Annotated in this window: 17 protein-coding genes; 12 read left to right on the top strand and 5 right to left on the bottom strand. The window is 41.0% G+C overall.

What is annotated here, in order from left to right; translation table 11 throughout:
• The 8 genes from ACESK1_RS07790 to ACESK1_RS07755 all read left to right on the top strand — a co-directional run.
• On the top strand, positions 1–1,015 hold a 1,015-nt coding region (locus tag ACESK1_RS07790), incomplete at its 5' end, for an HTTM domain-containing protein (protein ID WP_372919625.1).
• Positions 1,016–1,069: 54 nt separating this feature from the next.
• Positions 1,070–2,341, top strand: coding sequence for a serine--tRNA ligase (gene serS / locus ACESK1_RS07785; RefSeq protein WP_372919623.1), 1,272 nt, complete (start codon positions 1,070–1,072; stop codon positions 2,339–2,341).
• Between the two features lie 47 nt (positions 2,342–2,388).
• Positions 2,389–4,170 carry a tetratricopeptide repeat protein gene (locus ACESK1_RS07780; RefSeq protein WP_372919621.1) on the top strand — a complete coding sequence of 594 codons (1,782 nt, stop codon included), beginning with the start codon at positions 2,389–2,391 and terminating at the stop codon, positions 4,168–4,170.
• A 9-nt stretch (positions 4,171–4,179) separates the two neighbouring features.
• Entirely contained in the window at positions 4,180–4,497 is a 318-nt protein-coding gene (locus ACESK1_RS07775; RefSeq protein ID WP_372919619.1) for a DUF4286 family protein, read from the top strand.
• Positions 4,498–4,512: 15 nt separating this feature from the next.
• Entirely contained in the window at positions 4,513–5,343 is an 831-nt protein-coding gene (gene rsmA, locus ACESK1_RS07770) for a 16S rRNA (adenine(1518)-N(6)/adenine(1519)-N(6))-dimethyltransferase RsmA (RefSeq protein WP_372919617.1), read from the top strand.
• A complete protein-coding gene (gene mgtE / locus ACESK1_RS07765; protein ID WP_372919615.1) occupies positions 5,321–6,670 on the top strand; it encodes a magnesium transporter in 1,350 nt (449 codons plus the stop codon). Before rsmA ends, mgtE begins: the two co-directional genes overlap by 23 nt.
• A 9-nt stretch (positions 6,671–6,679) precedes the next feature.
• Positions 6,680–7,045: a cupin domain-containing protein gene (locus ACESK1_RS07760; RefSeq protein WP_372919613.1), complete on the top strand. Its 366-nt coding sequence runs from the start codon at positions 6,680–6,682 to the stop codon at positions 7,043–7,045.
• 251 nt (positions 7,046–7,296) lie between these two features.
• Positions 7,297–8,277, top strand: a complete 981-nt coding sequence (locus ACESK1_RS07755) for a 2-hydroxyacid dehydrogenase (protein ID WP_372919611.1) — start codon at positions 7,297–7,299, stop codon at positions 8,275–8,277.
• Between the two features lie 67 nt (positions 8,278–8,344).
• Here the strand turns inward: ACESK1_RS07755 and ACESK1_RS07750 are convergent, their stop codons facing one another.
• The 4 genes from ACESK1_RS07750 to ACESK1_RS07735 form a co-directional block, all read right to left on the bottom strand.
• Positions 8,345–8,995: an SDR family oxidoreductase gene (locus tag ACESK1_RS07750; protein WP_372919609.1), complete on the bottom strand. Its 651-nt coding sequence runs from the start codon at positions 8,993–8,995 to the stop codon at positions 8,345–8,347.
• 114 nt (positions 8,996–9,109) lie between these two features.
• Entirely contained in the window at positions 9,110–10,360 is a 1,251-nt protein-coding gene (locus ACESK1_RS07745) for an aspartate kinase (RefSeq protein ID WP_372919607.1), read from the bottom strand.
• Complete coding sequence (locus ACESK1_RS07740; RefSeq protein WP_372919636.1) at positions 10,357–10,836, bottom strand: N-acetyltransferase family protein; 480 nt, start codon at positions 10,834–10,836, stop codon at positions 10,357–10,359. The genes ACESK1_RS07745 and ACESK1_RS07740 overlap by 4 nt, the downstream gene beginning before the upstream one ends.
• 82 nt (positions 10,837–10,918) lie before the next feature.
• A complete protein-coding gene (locus ACESK1_RS07735; protein ID WP_372919605.1) occupies positions 10,919–11,401 on the bottom strand; it encodes an N-acetyltransferase family protein in 483 nt (160 codons plus the stop codon).
• A gap of 105 nt (positions 11,402–11,506) precedes the next feature.
• On the opposite strand from ACESK1_RS07735, the gene fbp reads away from it, so the two are divergent.
• On the top strand, positions 11,507–12,514 hold the full coding sequence (fbp, locus tag ACESK1_RS07730) for a class 1 fructose-bisphosphatase (protein ID WP_372919603.1): 1,008 nt from the start codon (positions 11,507–11,509) through the stop codon (positions 12,512–12,514).
• A gap of 64 nt (positions 12,515–12,578) precedes the next feature.
• On the opposite strand, the gene ACESK1_RS07725 is transcribed toward fbp, so the two are convergent.
• Positions 12,579–13,007, bottom strand: coding sequence for a TerB family tellurite resistance protein (locus tag ACESK1_RS07725; RefSeq protein ID WP_372919601.1), 429 nt, complete (start codon positions 13,005–13,007; stop codon positions 12,579–12,581).
• A gap of 156 nt (positions 13,008–13,163) precedes the next feature.
• Between ACESK1_RS07725 and ACESK1_RS07720 the strand changes: the two genes are divergently transcribed.
• The 3 genes from ACESK1_RS07720 to ACESK1_RS07710 form a co-directional block, all read left to right on the top strand.
• On the top strand, positions 13,164–14,177 hold the full coding sequence (locus ACESK1_RS07720; RefSeq protein WP_372919599.1) for a ligase-associated DNA damage response exonuclease: 1,014 nt from the start codon (positions 13,164–13,166) through the stop codon (positions 14,175–14,177).
• A gap of 26 nt (positions 14,178–14,203) precedes the next feature.
• Complete coding sequence (locus ACESK1_RS07715; RefSeq protein ID WP_372919597.1) at positions 14,204–15,799, top strand: ATP-dependent DNA ligase; 1,596 nt, start codon at positions 14,204–14,206, stop codon at positions 15,797–15,799.
• Positions 15,800–15,850: 51 nt separating this feature from the next.
• On the top strand, positions 15,851–16,352 hold a 502-nt coding region (locus tag ACESK1_RS07710), incomplete at its 3' end, for a DEAD/DEAH box helicase (RefSeq protein ID WP_372919595.1).

Genomic DNA, 16,352 nt, shown 5'->3' with positions numbered 1-16,352 from the left:
GATGCAGAAATCTTCATATAACAATCATTATTATTTGTTGATGCTGCTTTGTATGATCTTCGTTTTTCTCCCTATGCATCACTATTTTTCTATAGATGCGTGGAGGAATAAAAAGATCAGGAGTATCTCTATGCCGCGTTGGGTGTGGCTGGTGATAGTACTTCAGCTCTGGATCGTTTTTACATACGCTGCAATTGCAAAACTTTATCCCGACTGGCTTGACGGTACGCTCCCGGCTATTTTAATGAAAAGCAAGGAGGACTACTGGCTGGTAGGCGATTTTCTTCAGCAGGGATGGGTGCGCTATGGCATTGCTTATTTCGGCTTATTATTCGATTTACTCATTATTCCCGCCCTGCTATGGAAAAAAACCCGGGTTCCAGCTTTCGTTGCCGCGATATTCTTTCACCTCTTCAACAGCTTTATTTTTCATATCGGGATATTCCCCTATTTATCTCTGGCTTTTAGTCTCTTCTTCTTTCCTTCTGAAAAGATCAATAAATGGTTCCTCTTTCGAAGAAAACCTTATTATGATGGAGATGAGGTCATAATTCCAAAGTACAGAAACCTGATCGTGTTTCTTATTTCGGGATGGTTTATTGTACAGATCTCATTGCCCTTGCGTCACTGGTTCTTTCAGGATAACGTGCTTTGGACGGAGGAAGGGCACAGGTTAAGCTGGCGCATGATGCTGCGTTCAAAAGGAGGGAGAAGCACCTTTAAAGTGGTTGAAAAAGGCACATCAGACACGATCTACGTAAAAAAATCTGATTATCTCTCACGAAAACAAGAGCGGGCTGTTAACTCCAAACCCGATATGCTGTGGCAATTCGCACAACGCTTAGAAGAAGATTATGCGAGCCGCGGTAAAGAAGTCGAGGTTTATATTGATGTTTGGGTACGAGTCAATGGTCGACCTGCACGGAGGCTTATTGATCCTAAGGTGGATATGGCAGCCGAAGAATGGGAGCATTTTAAACATAAAGACTGGATTTTACCTTCTAAATTAGACTAAAACTTTTCAGGGCTTTTGTTACATTTGCGGCTCCAAACCGGTAGAAACGAAGCTATGTTACAAGTCAATAATATTAGAGAGCACAAAGAGGATTACATCAAAGCCCTGGCAAAAAGAAATTTTGAGGCTCGCTCAATCCTTGATGAGGTTTTACAACTGGACGAAACCCGCCGAAATACCCAAACCAGGCTTGACGATATTCTCGCAGAGTCTAACAGGCTTTCAAAAGAGATTGGAAAAATGTTCAAAAATGGCGAACATCAAAAAGCCAATTTGATCAAAGAAAAGACCGGTAAATTAAAAGAGGATTCTAAAGAGCTTTCAGAAAAACTTGGTTCTACAATTCAGGAACTGGAGCAGTTGCTATACACGATCCCAAATGTGCCTCACGAGTCTGTTCCTGCCGGAACTTCTGAAGAAGATAATGAAGAGATTTTTAAGGAAGGAGATATACCGAAGCTTGAAGATACAGCTCTACCGCACTGGGAACTCGCAAAAAAATACGACATTATAGATTTTGAACTCGGTAATAAGATCACCGGGGCAGGTTTTCCCGTTTACAAAGGAAAAGGCGCTAGATTGCAGCGCGCTTTAATTACTTATTTTCTGGACAAAGCAACCGAAGCCGGCTATACTGAATACCAGGTGCCATTAATGATCAATGAAGCTTCTGGTTTTGGGACTGGCCAACTTCCGGATAAAGAAGGCCAAATGTACCACATGGCAGAAGACGATCTTTACATGATCCCAACCGCCGAGGTTCCTATTACCAATATGTTTCGGGATAATCTTTTAACCGACAAGGATTTTCCAATTGCCTGCACCGGCTATACACCTTGTTTTAGAAGAGAAGCCGGTTCGTACGGAGCACATGTTCGCGGACTTAACCGCCTTCATCAGTTTGATAAAGTTGAAGTGGTTAGAATTGAAAAACCTGCAGATTCTTATGCCGCTCTGGATAACATGGTAGATCACGTTAAAGAGTTGCTTCGAGACCTAAAATTGCCATATCGTATTTTAAGGCTATGTGGAGGAGACCTTGGGTTTACATCGGCTTTGACCTATGATTTTGAAGTTTTTTCAACTGCCCAGGATCGTTGGCTGGAAATAAGTTCTGTTTCTAATTTTGAAACCTTCCAGGCCAACCGCTTAAAACTTCGATATAAAAATAAGGAAGGTAAAAAAGAACTGGTACACACCCTAAATGGAAGCGCTCTTGCTCTTCCTCGTGTTCTTGCCGGAATTTTAGAGAACTACCAGACTGAAAAAGGAATTAAAATCCCTGAGGTACTAGTTCCCTATACCGGCTTTGACCTTATTGATTAAACTGCTGAAAATTACTGCGGAAGAAGTCAAATCCTTATCTTTACAAGATGCGGATTTTGCTTTTTATAATGGTTTTTTCTTTCGGGGTGTTTGGATCAAATGCCCAGTCTGAAGAACTTGCGCGTAATTTTTTCGACCAGGGGGAATATGAAAAAGCCCTGAAAACTTACCAGCAATTAGCGAAAGAAAACCCGGGGAATCCGGTTTTCTTCTACGGGATGATCTCCTCATACCAGCAGCTGGAAGATTTTGATTCCGCTGAAGATCTACTAAGAGAGAAGCTGGAAAATTCTGCTAATAATCCCAACTTACTAATAGAGATTGGGCATAATTTCGAACTTAGAAAAGATACCACGAAAGCAGAGCAATTCTACCGGGAAGCACTGGATGCCATCGATGCGAGGCCTAATTTCGCCTACGGAATCGCCCGGGGATTTGAGAAATACAATTTACTCGATGAAGCCGCCGATGCCTATGAGAAAGGGATGGCGCTTAATTCCGATCAAAACTTTCATCTTCAATTAGCCCGTATCTATGGAGAACAGGGCAAAATTGAAGAGATGTTCGAGAACTACCTGGGGCTCATAGAAGAGAACCCAAATTTGTTTCCGGTGGCCAATCGTGAATTTGGAAGGTATATTTCTGAAGATGCCAACGACGAAGCAAACCAGACTTTCAGAAAAATATTGTTGAAAAAACTCCAGGAAGATCCTCAAATCTTATATAATGAAATGCTCGCATGGTTGTTTATTCAGCAAAAGGAATTTGATAAAGCCTTTGCTCAGCAAAAAGCAGTTTACCGCCGGGGAGAAGCAGGCTTGCAGGATATTCTAAATCTTGGCGTTCTGGCTGCGAGGGCAGAGGATTCTCAGGCTGCAAAAGAGATTGTGGCCTATGCGATTGAAGAAGCACCCTCAGAAAATATTGTCTTACAGGGAAAGAGATTCTTGCTTGATCTCGAGACCAAAGAGACAACAACAAATTTTCGGGATATAGAAAAAAAGTATCAGAAGCTTTTCGAGGAATTCGGGCTTGATTTAAATACGCTCGACCTTCAGCTGGATTATGCTCGTTTTCTGGCTTTCAAATCGGGGGAGCGTTCGCAGGCGATTGGACAGCTTAGAGAGCTTTCAGAAAAAACACAATCAAATTTTGATAAGGCAAGGGTGAAAATGCTTTTGGCGGATGTGCTGGTGCTGGAAGAAAAGTTCAATGAAGCTTTGATCTACTACTCCCAGGTGCAGAATCTTGTGAAAAACGATGCGATGTCGCAACAGGCGCGGTTTAATGTTGCCAAGACCAGTTATTTTAAGGGTGATTTTAAATGGGCAAAAACTCAGCTGGATGTGCTGAAATCTTCAACTTCCCAGTTGATCGCTAATGATGCGATGGAATTGAGCTTACTCATCGAAGACAACTCTATCGAAGACACTGCTCAGGTGGCTTTAAAAGAATACGCCAGGGCCGATTTAATGGCATTTCAGGAGAAAAACAAGGATGCCATTGCAATACTTGATGAGATTCTTGCCAATCACAAAGGAGAAAAGATTGAAGATGAAGTTCTTTTAAAACAGGCAGAACTCTATGAAATTACGGGTGACTACCATAAGGCTGAATCTAATTACCTGGAGATCATCAGGCTTTATAACTCAGATATTCTTGCTGATAACGCCAATTATTACCTGGCCGAACTCTATGCCGATCATCTGGATAATCCGGAGAGAGCAATGGAATATTACGAACAAATTATCTTTAACTTTGCCGACAGCATTTATTTTATAGATGCCCGCAAAAAATACCGTCGTCTTCGCGGCGATAATATAGAATAAACAATCCCTATGTACATTTATAACGTTACTATAAACATCGAAGAATCGGTTCATGACAAATGGTTGGACTGGATGAAAACAGAACATATTCCTGATATGTTGAAAACCGGCAAATTCACCAAAGCCTTGATGAGCCGGGTTTTGGTTGAGGAAGAAATGGGCGGGATTACCTACTCTGTACAATTTACCGTTCCAGATAAGAAAAGTCTTCAAAGCTATTATAAGGAGAATGCGCAGGATATGCGATCCAAAGGAAAAGTCTTTGAAGGTAAAATGGTGGTTTTCCGCACAGAGCTTGAAATCATAACCGAACAGGAATTTAATTAAAAACATCAGCTCTTAATGGGGAAATATCAGAAAAAATATGCTTCTCACTTTTCAGATTCAGAGGTTAGAGCAAAAAAACATCTTGGACAGCATTTTCTTACCGATGAAAATATAGCTGAAAGAATTGCCGATACCTTGAGTCTGTCAGGCTATAAACAGGTACTGGAGATTGGCCCCGGGATGGGAGTCCTAACCAAATATTTGCTAAAAAAGGATGCTGAGGTTCACGTGATCGAGATCGATACTGAAAGTGTGGCCTATCTGAAAGAGAATTACCCGCAGCTGGAAGGAAAAATTCATGAAAAGGATTTCTTAAAGTATAACCTTTCTGAAATTTTCGGTAATGAACCTTTTGCGGTGATCGGAAATTTCCCGTATAATATTTCTACACAAATCGTATTTAAGGTTTTGGAGATGAGGGAACAAATTCCTGAATTTTCGGGGATGTTTCAGAAAGAGGTAGCCAAACGAATTTGTGAAAAAGAAGGAACTAAAACCTATGGAATTCTTTCCGTGCTGGTTCAGGCTTTTTTTGAAGCCGAATATCTTTTTACGGTTCCTCCTTCGGTTTTCAATCCGCCACCAAAAGTAGACAGTGGAGTATTGCGATTAACCCGCAAGGAAAACCTGAAACTAGCCTGCGACGAGAAGCTTTTTTTCAGAATTGTTAAAACTGCCTTTAATCAACGCCGTAAAACTCTTAGAAATAGCTTAAAAAGTTTCAATTTACCCGATAGTTTAAGGGAAGATACTATATTTGACGAGCGTCCTGAACAACTGGGCCACGCTGCATTTATTGAATTGACCTTAAAAATTCAGCCCTATGCAATTTCAGATCAGCAATGAATTAATAGAGAAAATCAAATTCCTCGTAGAAGAACAAAATAACGAGGAACTTCTTTTGCACCTTGAAGACGTGCACCACGCTGATATTGCTGAAATTCTTACTGAGCTCAGCCTTGATGAAGCCGTTTATGTTGTAAAGTTACTTGATAGCCAGAAAACAGCCGAAGCTCTTATGGAGCTGGAAGAAATTGTTCGGGAGCGCATTCTGGATACACTTACCCCAAAGGAAATAGCCGATGAGCTGGAAGAAATGGATACGGATGACGCCGCCGATATCATTTCTGAACTTTCCCTGGAGCGACAGCAAAATGTTATCGCCGAAATGGCCAATGAGGAACACGCCGATAACATCGTGGAGCTCTTGCGCTATGATGAGGATTCTGCCGGGGGTCTTATGGCAAAAGAGCTCGTAAAGGTTAACGAAAACTGGAGTGTTACCGGATGTATGACCGAAATGCGGCAACAAGCCGAGAACGTTACCCGCGTTCATTCCATCTATGTTGTAGACGATAAAAATAAATTAAAGGGAAGGCTATCTTTAAAGGATTTGCTAACTGCGCCAAGTCGTGCCAACATCAGCGATATTTATATCCCACAGGTGGATTATGTGAATGTGCATACAGACGGGGAAGAAGTTGCCCGAATAATGCAGAAATATGACCTGGAAGCTATCCCTGTAGTTGATGAAATGGGCCGTTTAGTAGGCCGTGTAACCATTGATGATATTGTAGATTTCATCAAGGAAGAAGCCGAAAAGGATTATCAAATGGCAGCAGGTATCTCTGAAGGTGTAGAAGCCGATGACAGTGTGTGGCGACTTACCCGTGCAAGACTACCCTGGTTGGTACTTGGCCTTTTTGGTGGATTAGGGAGTGTGTATGTGATGCAGGGTTTTGAAGAAGCATTGGCAAAGTATCCTGTTTTGTTCTTTTTCACCCCGCTAATCGCGGCGATGGCCGGGAATGTGGGAGTACAATCCAGTGCGATAATCGTTCAGGGACTTGCTAATAATAATCTTCGTGGCAGCCTCTTTAAGCGACTCTTAAAGGAACTAAGTCTCAGTCTAATCAATGGTGTTGTTCTGGGCTTATTAATAATCCTTTTTGGGCTTATTGTGGGGCAGCCACAACTAGTGAGTCTTTCTATTGCTCTTTCATTATTGAGCGTTATCATTTTGGCGGCACTTATAGGGACCTTCGTTCCCATTATTCTCGATAAGCGCGGTATTGATCCGGCAATTGCCACCGGACCATTTATTACCACCAGCAACGATATTTTGGGAATATTTCTATTCTTTTATTTATCTAAAGTCATTCTTGGTTTTTAGAATACTACTATGAAAACTATCAATATACAAGAGAAGCTTACCAAATTTAGTGAACACTGGCATCCGCATCAAATTGCAGTAGTAAATGATATGCAGATCTTACTGGCAAAAGTAACCGGAGAATTTGTTTGGCATGTACATGAGGAAGAAGACGAACTTTTTCAGGTAATAAAAGGCAAACTTTATATTCAATTTGAAGATAGAACTGAAACTTTGAAAGAGGGAGAAATGTTGGTGGTTCCAAAAGGGGTGAAGCATTGTCCTAAAACAGATGACGGGGAAGAAGTACATATTATGCTCTTTGAAAACCTCAGTTTAAAACATACCGGAAATGTAGCCAGTACCTTAACGGTAGATGACTATCCTAAAATATAATCATCAGCTAGAATTTGAGGCTCAGATTCAGTAATTGAAACCAGGCCGTTTTTTATTATTACTAAAGATATTTTCGGAAATTCTCACTTCTTTTATTTATCAAAAGCCATCCTTGGTTTTTAGAACCGCTGGTGGTATCTTTCATTGTTTCGGCATCATTCTTTATCTTTGTTTGTTGCACTTGCAGCGTCAGAATTAAGCTTCTGAAAGGCAGGTGCTTCGTAATTTTCTCAGAATTAAAATAAACTTAAATGATCATTTTACACGCGGATACAAATCATCCAACACTCATGAAACAGCTGGAAGAAGCGGGCCATCATAATATTGAAGGCTACACTCAAACCAGGGAAGATACTCTGGCTAATCAGCATTTGTATGATGGGATTGTGATAAGAAGCCGGTATACCATTGATAAAGAATTCATTGACGCTGCGCCTAACCTGAAATTTATAGCAAGAGTTGGTGCCGGTCTTGAAAGCATTGATGTGGAATATGCAAAAGCACATAATATCGAACTATTCTCTGCTCCTGAAGGAAACCGGAACGCCGTAGCCGAACATTCACTGGGAATGCTTTTATCCCTTTTTAATAGATTAAACAAAGCCGATCGTGAAGTAAGAGATGGCCTGTGGCACCGGGAAGAAAACCGGGGCCTGGAACTGGATGGAAAAACCGTAGGAATTATAGGTTATGGAAATATGGGAAAGGCCTTTGCCAAGAAACTCAGAGGTTTTGAGGTAGAAGTACTTTGCTATGATATTAAGGAGAACGTAGGAGATGAAAATGCCAGTCAGGTCTCTTTTGAAGAGTTCGCAGAAAAGGTGGATGTAGTAAGTCTGCATACTCCCTTAACTCCTGAAACCAACCAGATGATAAATAAGGAATTCATCGGAAAATTTAATAAACCCTTTTGGTTCATCAACACTGCCCGTGGAAAAAGCGTGGTTACTGAGGACCTTGTTGAGGCCCTTAAAGATGGTCGTATCCTGGGCGCAGGCCTGGACGTTTTGGAATATGAAAAGGATTCTTTTGAAAGTCTTTTTTCAAATGAGAAGAAAATTGCACTTAGTGTAGAAAATAATATTCCCCGGGCCATGCAGGAGCTAATGTTTTTGCAAAATGTTATTCTAAGTCCGCATGTTGCGGGGTGGACGGTAGAATCTCACGAGAGATTGGCCAGTGTGATCGCCGGGAAAATAATTGGAAAATTCGGGAAAGGAGATAAGAAATAGGAATTTCCGAGAAATAAGATATGAAGAGGCGGCTTTCAGAAAAATTATAGAAAACCGCCTCTATTCATTAGTTATTCTGACTTAATTCAATAAGCGCTGATTTTATTGATTCTTCACCTTCTAAAGCTTCAAAAGCCATATTCTTAGCCAGTGGATCGGCGAGGCACATAACCAGTAAAAAAGCAACATCATCCCGGGAGATCTCTCCGCGTTCTTCAAGTTTTGGTGCAACTTTTACTTTTGCAAGCCCGAGGTCATCGGTTAAGGCGCCGGGTCTCACTATAGTGTAAGGAATCCCGCTGTCTACAAGATAATCGTCGGCTTCTTTTTTAGCTTTCAGGTAATGTTCAAGGTCCTTGTTTTGAGAAGGATCATCCGTGCCCATCGCACTGAGCATGATGAATTTTTTCACCTTGAATTTTTTCGCGGCATCCACCATTTTCTTTGCACCTTCTTGGTCTACGCTTATGGTTTTTTCCGGTCCGGTTTCACCGCCTGATCCTGCGGCAAAGATCACCCGGTCTATCTTTTTAAATGCGTGTTCGATATCTTCTTCGAGATCGGCAAAAACAGTTTCGACTTCCATATCGTCGAACATCGGTTTTTGCGATTCATCACGAATCATAGCAATTGGTTTGAAATTTTGAGTATTGTTGAGGATTTCTATCACCCTTTTTCCTGTATGTCCTGTCGCTCCTGCGATAAGTATCCTTTCCATAATATTTTTATTGTTTTTTGGTATATCCTGAAAGATAAGAATGAAATGAAAGTTTCCCTAAAACAAGCTTCAGAATAACATGAAATTAACAGGCGTGAAAGCCAAATATGGGATTTAGCTACGTGTTACCAATTGTACGGTATCGCGGGTTATTTGCTTCAGAAGAATTTCTTTGTCTTTTTCCAGGCCGGCAATCGCCGCATCATTAAAATGCCTGATTGTATAGAGAGAAACTCCTGTGTTATATTTTACCCTGAACCTGGCTTTTAAGTGCTGAATTAGCTTCTCCAGTTGATTAAACCTATTATCTACACAAACCGAAAAACTGATAGCCGAATTCTGAATAAGGTCAACCTTCATCTGGTAGAGGTGAAAGAGCCTAAAGATCTCACTGATGTTTTCTTCAACCATAAAAGAAAAATCCAGGGAAGAGAGTGAAATAAGTACCTGGTTTTTCTTCACAATGAAACAAGGAATCTCGGGTTCTATCCGGTTGCCTCGGCTCACTGAGGTACCCTTCCCATCCGGTTGTACAAAAGATTTAACGTAAAGCGGAATCTCTTTCTTTTGAAGAGGTTGCAGGGTTTTTGGGTGTATAACTGAAGCACCGTAAAAAGCGAGCTCGATAGCTTCTTCGTAAGAGATTTGGTTTAAGAGGGAAGTTTGCGTGAATTCCCTTGGATCGGCATTCAGGACTCCGGGGACATCTTTCCAGATGCTAAGACTTTCGGCATTTAAGCAATAGGCAAAGATCCCTGCAGTATAATCACTTCCTTCCCGGCCTAGGGTAGTGGTAAAATTATCGGCATCAGAAGCGATAAACCCCTGGGTGATAGTTATCTGATTTCGGTTTATTTTCCTTTCGATCGCTTCCTGGGTTTCTTCCCAGTTTACCTGAGCATCGCGATAAGTGTTGTCGGTTTTTATAACCGTTCTGGCGTCCACCCAGGTGTTTTTATAATTATGGGAATTGAGGTATTCGCTAATTATTATGGTTGATAATAACTCGCCGTAACTCACAACCTGGTCATAAACATAATCATAGCGATTGGATTTATTATGCTCCATGAAATTCCGAACTTCCTCAATAAAACGAGTTAATTTTTTGTAAACCTGATGGGCAGGGTCGGGAAAAAGTTCTCTTGCAATCTCCAGATGGGAATTTTTTAATTCCTGAAGTTCTCCTGGAATCTGTTGGTTCTCCAGATATTTTGAAACAATTTTTTCAATGGCATTTGTGGTCTTTCCCATCGCTGAAATCACGATAAGAAGCTTGCCATTGTCTTTAGATGTTAATAGCTTTAATAGGTTTTTTACTGCTTGAGGATCTTTTACTGAAGCTCCTCCAAACTTGTATATTTTCATTCGAGTTTTTCAACGTTTTTTTGGATTCCGCTCTCATCCATATGCACGGTGTACCAGTTTTTCTTTATTTCGGCACCGGTGTTCTCATAGAATTCTATTGCATTTTTGTTCCCTTCAGAAACTACCCACTCTACACGTCTAACGCCGTTTTCATAGGCATATTTTACTACCTCGTTGTAAAGAGCTCCCCCGAGACCTGTACCACGCATTTTTTTGCGCACAATAAGATCTTCAAGGTGAACCGTGCGGCCTTTCCAGGTAGAAAAGCGGAAATAAACCAGCGCCATTCCTTCTATCCTACCTTTTACTTCTGCGACGAAACATTTAAAGTGTTTTTCCTCAAAACCTTCTTTTACCAAATCGTCAAGGTGGATCTCAACTTCATCGGCAGCATTTTCATAAGCTGCCAATTCTTTTATAAGTTCAAGAACGGCAGGCATATCATCGCGTTTAGCTTCCCTGATTTTGTAATCTATACTCATAATTTCTGGTTTTTAAGTTGGTCCTAATTCAAAATTAGGAATAGATTTAGTAAATCACCCGCGGCTTAGCTTTAAATTAACGTGCTTTTTTAAGATATTCATCCATGGCCTGTTCATCCATCTGCACGGTACACCAGTCATCAAAGACAAATGCTCCAGTTTTGGTATAGAAGTTTTTCGCAGGGGTATTCCAGTCCAACACAACCCATTCTACCCGTTTTACTCCTTCTTTTTTAGCAAACTCGATTATTTTGGTATATAATGCCTTTCCCAGGCCTTTTTGTCTGAATTCTTTTCTAATCACCAGATCCTCAAGGTGGACGGTTTTTCCTTTCCAGGTTGAATACCGGAAATAACAAAGTGCCATTCCCTCAATTTTCCCGTTTACTTCAGCAACAAAACATATAAAAGATGGATTCTCGCCAAAACCATCCTTTTTAAGGTCTTGAGCTGTGACAATTACAGCATCGGGCTCTTTTTCAAACTCTGCCAGTTCTTTTATAAGTTCCAGAACTTCTGGCATATCTTCGGGAGTTGCTTCTCTAATAGTATAGTTCATTTTTCCATCTCGTTTAACACAAAAATACAACTTGAAATATATAATAAGCGAAAACGTTGTAGTAAGTGTTTATTTTAAATATTTTTGAACCACAAAAACATAAGTATGGCTAAGCAATATCAAACCCTCGGGGAATTTATAATAGATAATCAGGCAGATTTCCCCTATTCCTCCGGAGAACTATCAAGATTGATCAATTCCATACGCCTTGCTGCAAAAGTGGTGAACCATGAAGTGAATAAGGCGGGACTTGTGGATATTATTGGAGCTTATGGAGAAACCAATATTCAGGGAGAAGATCAGCAAAAACTGGATGTTTATGCCAATAAGAAATTCATTCAAACCCTTACCAACCGGGAGATCGTTTGCGGAATAGCTTCTGAAGAAAATGACGACTTCATCACAATTGCCGGTTGCAATAACGATCATAAGAATAAATATGTGGTCTTAATGGATCCTCTCGACGGAAGTTCAAATATTGATGTTAATGTTTCTGTAGGAACTATATTTTCGGTTTATCGCAGGGTTACACCAATTGGCACTCCCGCTACCAAAGAAGATTTTCTTCAACCTGGAAATAAACAGGTAGCTGCCGGATATATAATTTATGGGACCTCTACAATGTTGGTCTATACAACCGGCCACGGAGTTAACGGCTTTACGCTTAATCCCGCGCTGGGATCCTGGTATCTTTCCCATCCTGACATGAAATTTCCGGAAGAGGGTAGAATTTACTCTATTAACGAGGGTAATTACGTGCACTTTCCAGAAGGAGTAAAGAAATACATTAAATACTGCCAGGAAGAGAAACAAGACCGGCCTTATACCTCCAGGTATATTGGTTCAATGGTTTCTGATATACACCGGAATATGATAAAAGGTGGAATTTTCATTTATCCGAAAAGTTCAAAAGCATTTAACGGTAAACTAAGATTGCTTTATGAATGTAATCCTATGGCATTTATTATTGAGCAGTCAGGAGGCAAAGCCAGTGATGGTTATAACAGAATTCTGGATATTGAACCAACCGAATTGCATCAGCGGGCACCTTTTTTCGCCGGAAGCAAAAAGATGGTAGAAAAAGCCGAAGAATTTATGAGAAAATATCAATAAGATCTAGCTTTTATGAAATAAAAAATCCCGCTTTTGCGGGATTTTTTAAACTGTATCTTAGGTACTAATCTTCTTTTTCTAACAGAAATCTATAGTCGTCAAAACTTATTTGACCTGTGAAAATCTGGATAGAACGTTTGATAATAGCTTCAGAAGCTTCGCTGGAAAAACCCAGCCCAATGGCATAGCGTTTTATTAGCTCCTCTTCTCCACGGTCAATACTGCTATCCGCGAAAATGATCTTAAAAAGATCGTGAAGGCGCTCAAGGCGCTCTTCCACACTGTTGTAGGCATTTACAGGGAATTCATTGGAATTCCTAATTACCATTTTATATTCCGTTTCGTTGATGTCCAGCTTATGGGCGAAACGTCTTAAAAGAGTTTCTTCCTGTTCATTGATCTCTCCATCTACACTTGCCAGGTTTACAATGCAGGCAAAATGATTAATGTTTCGAAGATGTTCCCCTGATCCGAATAAATCTGAAATTGACATTTTATTGAGTTTTATACTACAAATATAGCTAAAGCCAAAAGCATTTTCTTTTAAAAATCTGCTAAAAAGATGGTGTTTTAGACTTTCGCTAATCTTTTCTTAATCCTTTTTTTATGCGGTTCATTTTGGGTAATTTCAGTAATAAGCCCTTTAGGAATGGAGAAACCCCTTTTAGTATTTGATGATAAAGGTATTTACTGTGCCATTGCCGATGTCTATCTCGACCCCTGGAAACCGGTAGATAAAGCCATTATTTCTCATGGCCATGCCGATCATTCCCGTTTGGGGCATAAAAAGTATATAACACATCACAGTAATATTCCAATAATAAAACATCGCTTGGGGGATATTGAAGTGAGCGGAAAAGAATGGAATGAAACTTTTACCATAAACGGGGTGAAATTCTCACTGCATCCGGCCGGTCATATTATTGGCTCTTCGCAAATACGTGTGGAACATAAAGGTGAGATCTGGGTTTTTAGCGGTGATTATAAAGATGAAAACGACGGACTGGCAGTGCCGTTTGAACCTGTAAAATGTCATACTTTTATTACTGAATGTACCTTCGGTCTCCCAGCTTTTAAGTGGCAACCGCAAAATGAAGTTTTTGATGAGATCAATTCCTGGTGGCAACAAAACAGAGAAGACGGCAGAACTTCGGTGCTTTTTGGATATTCTCTTGGTAAGGCCCAGCGCCTGCTCAAGCATTTAGACTCTTCCATAGGAAAAATTTACACTCATGGCGCAATTGAAAATATGACAGAAGTCCTCCGTTCTCAGGTAGATTTCCCCGAGACAACCAGGATAACCCGCGATGTAAAAAAGGATGAAATAAAAGGGAATATGGTCATTGCACCACCAAGTGCGCACGGGTCTCCCTGGATAAAAAAAATGACGCCTTATGTCACGGGATCAGCAAGCGGTTGGATGACGTTTAGAGGCGCAAGGAGAAGGCGTGCTATTGATCGTGGTTTTGTACTTTCAGATCATTGTGACTGGCAGGGGTTGCTAAAATCCATTAAGGCTACTGAAGCAGAAAAGATAATCTGTACTCACGGTTACACCGATATTTTTTCCCGATTTCTGTGCGAGCAAGGCTATGATGCCAGGACGGTAGAAACGCAATTCGAAGGCGAAATGGGAGAACTGGAAGTAAAAGTTGAAAATTAGATTTCCGCCTTTGGGAACTACACATTATGAAGAGATTCGCAGCATTAATAAAAACATTAGACACCACAAATAAAACTTCCCTGAAGGTTGAGGCCCTTACCGATTATTTCAAATCGGCTCCAGATAAGGATAAGGTCTGGACCATAGCAATTCTTTCTCATCGCCGCCCACCAAGACCTGTGAATACTACCCTGATGCGAAACTGGGCTTCAGAATTGGCCGAAATTCCACTTTGGTTGTTCGAAGAATCTTATCATATCGTGGGAGACCTGGCAGAAACAATTGCCCTGGTAATTCCCCCTGCAGAAGAATCTTCAGAAAAAAGTCTGAGTCAGTTTCTTCAAGAAATAATCAACCTCAAGCCGCGAAGTGAAGAGGAAAAAAAGGAATACCTGCTTGAGAATTGGCTTTCGCTGAATTATTACGAGCGATTTGTCTTTACCAAACTTATCACCGGAAGTTTCAGAATAGGGGTGAGTCAGAAATTAATGACCCGGGCACTTTCCAGTGCTACTGATATAGATGAAGATATTTTGGCTTATAAGATGATGGGAAACTGGAAGCCCTCAAAAACAAGCTTTTCAAGTCTTATCCTCGAAGAAAACGAGGAAGATTACCTTTCAAAACCTTATCCTTTTTATCTGGCCTACGCCATAGATGGTGAGGTAGAGGATTTGGGAGATGTTTCCCAATGGAGCGCCGAACATAAATGGGATGGCATTCGCTCCCAGGTCATTGTTCGCAACGATGAATTATTCGTTTGGAGCCGGGGTGAAGAACTGGTTACCGACAAATATCCGGAGTTCCAGGATTTCGTTGGAGCCATTCCCAATGGAACTGTTTTGGACGGTGAGATCCTCTCATTTCCTAACGGTCAGATAGGCACTTTTAAGGATCTTCAAACCCGGATTGGACGGAAAAACATCAGTAAAAATCTTCTGAAAAAGACTCCGGTAATCCTCAAGGCTTACGATGTTTTGGAATGGAAGGGGAAAGATATCAGAAATCATCCTTTTGCTGAAAGACGAGAGGTTCTTGAGATGCTCTATTCTGAAGTCTCTTCTGAAAATTCTCCTCTTCATTTATCTGAAAAAATTTCTTTTAATTCCTGGACTGAAGTTGCAGAAGAAAGAGAAAGAGCACGGGAAGAGAAATCGGAAGGTTTGATGCTGAAACGACTGGACTCGCCTTATTTAGTAGGAAGAAAAAAAGGCGATTGGTGGAAATGGAAAGTTGACCCGCTAACGGTTGATGCCGTGCTCACTTACGCAATGCGAGGTCATGGCAGAAGAAGCAATCTTTTCACCGATTATACTTTTGGTTTATGGGATGAGGAGAAAAAGGAGCTGGTAACCTTTGCTAAAGCATACTCCGGCCTCACCGATGCTGAATTCAGAAAACTTGATGCCTGGATCAGAAAAAACACCCTGGAACGATTTGGGCCGGTAAGAAGTGTAACCCCACACCACGTTTTTGAAATCGCTTTTGAAGGGATAGCAGAATCTAAACGGCATAAAAGCGGGGTGGCCACCAGGTTCCCGAGAATGGTGCGCTGGCGAACAGATAAGAATATTCACGAGGCAAATACCCTTGAAGAGTTGAAGGCTTTGATACCTAAATAACTAACTTAAATAGACCTCACAGGTTTCAAAAACCTGTGAGGTCTTTCAGAAATGAACAGAAACCAACTAACCAAAATAGCAGAAACCTGGTTTGAGCAGCAAGACTGGAAAGCTTTTCCATTCCAAAAACAAACCTGGGCGGCTTTTTTACAGGGAAAGAATGGCCTCCTCAACGCCCCAACAGGTAGCGGGAAAACCTATGCCCTGTGGATTCCTATCGTGTTGGATTATTTAAAAAACAACCCGGAATACAAAACCCAGCCTAAAAAAGGCTTAAAAGCGATCTGGCTTACACCGCTTCGGGCGCTATCGGTAGAAATTGAACAGGCTGCCCGGCGTTTTGCCGATGAAATAGGTAGCGGATTAACGGTAGGGATTCGCACCGGAGATACCTCCCAAAAGGAAAGAGCCGCGCAAAAAAAAGCTATGCCGGATTTGCTAATCACTACACCGGAAAGTCTTCAGCTTTTACTTTCTTCAAAAAACTACGATATGACATTCAAAAACCTCAATGCCGTTGTGGTAGACGAATGGCATGAATTGCTGGGAACCA

This window comes from Salegentibacter sp., from assembly GCF_041642575.1.
Lineage (GTDB): Bacteria > Bacteroidota > Bacteroidia > Flavobacteriales > Flavobacteriaceae > Salegentibacter.
Note: the sequence above shows the minus strand (reverse complement) of the source record. Positions and strands in the feature narration are given on the sequence as shown.

Coding starts and splice junctions, on each gene's coding strand:
- ACESK1_RS07750 (WP_372919609.1), bottom strand. CDS start 8,995: ATGGAAAGGATACTTATCGCAGGAGCGACAGGACATACAGGAAAAAGG.
- mgtE (WP_372919615.1), top strand. CDS start 5,321: ATGCAATTTCAGATCAGCAATGAATTAATAGAGAAAATCAAATTCCTC.
- ACESK1_RS07735 (WP_372919605.1), bottom strand. CDS start 11,401: ATGAACTATACTATTAGAGAAGCAACTCCCGAAGATATGCCAGAAGTT.
- ACESK1_RS07725 (WP_372919601.1), bottom strand. CDS start 13,007: ATGTCAATTTCAGATTTATTCGGATCAGGGGAACATCTTCGAAACATT.
- ACESK1_RS07780 (WP_372919621.1), top strand. CDS start 2,389: ATGCGGATTTTGCTTTTTATAATGGTTTTTTCTTTCGGGGTGTTTGGA.
- ACESK1_RS07760 (WP_372919613.1), top strand. CDS start 6,680: ATGAAAACTATCAATATACAAGAGAAGCTTACCAAATTTAGTGAACAC.
- serS (WP_372919623.1), top strand. CDS start 1,070: ATGTTACAAGTCAATAATATTAGAGAGCACAAAGAGGATTACATCAAA.
- ACESK1_RS07720 (WP_372919599.1), top strand. CDS start 13,164: ATGGAGAAACCCCTTTTAGTATTTGATGATAAAGGTATTTACTGTGCC.
- ACESK1_RS07775 (WP_372919619.1), top strand. CDS start 4,180: ATGTACATTTATAACGTTACTATAAACATCGAAGAATCGGTTCATGAC.
- fbp (WP_372919603.1), top strand. CDS start 11,507: ATGGCTAAGCAATATCAAACCCTCGGGGAATTTATAATAGATAATCAG.
- ACESK1_RS07755 (WP_372919611.1), top strand. CDS start 7,297: ATGATCATTTTACACGCGGATACAAATCATCCAACACTCATGAAACAG.
- ACESK1_RS07745 (WP_372919607.1), bottom strand. CDS start 10,360: ATGAAAATATACAAGTTTGGAGGAGCTTCAGTAAAAGATCCTCAAGCA.
- rsmA (WP_372919617.1), top strand. CDS start 4,513: ATGGGGAAATATCAGAAAAAATATGCTTCTCACTTTTCAGATTCAGAG.
- ACESK1_RS07715 (WP_372919597.1), top strand. CDS start 14,204: ATGAAGAGATTCGCAGCATTAATAAAAACATTAGACACCACAAATAAA.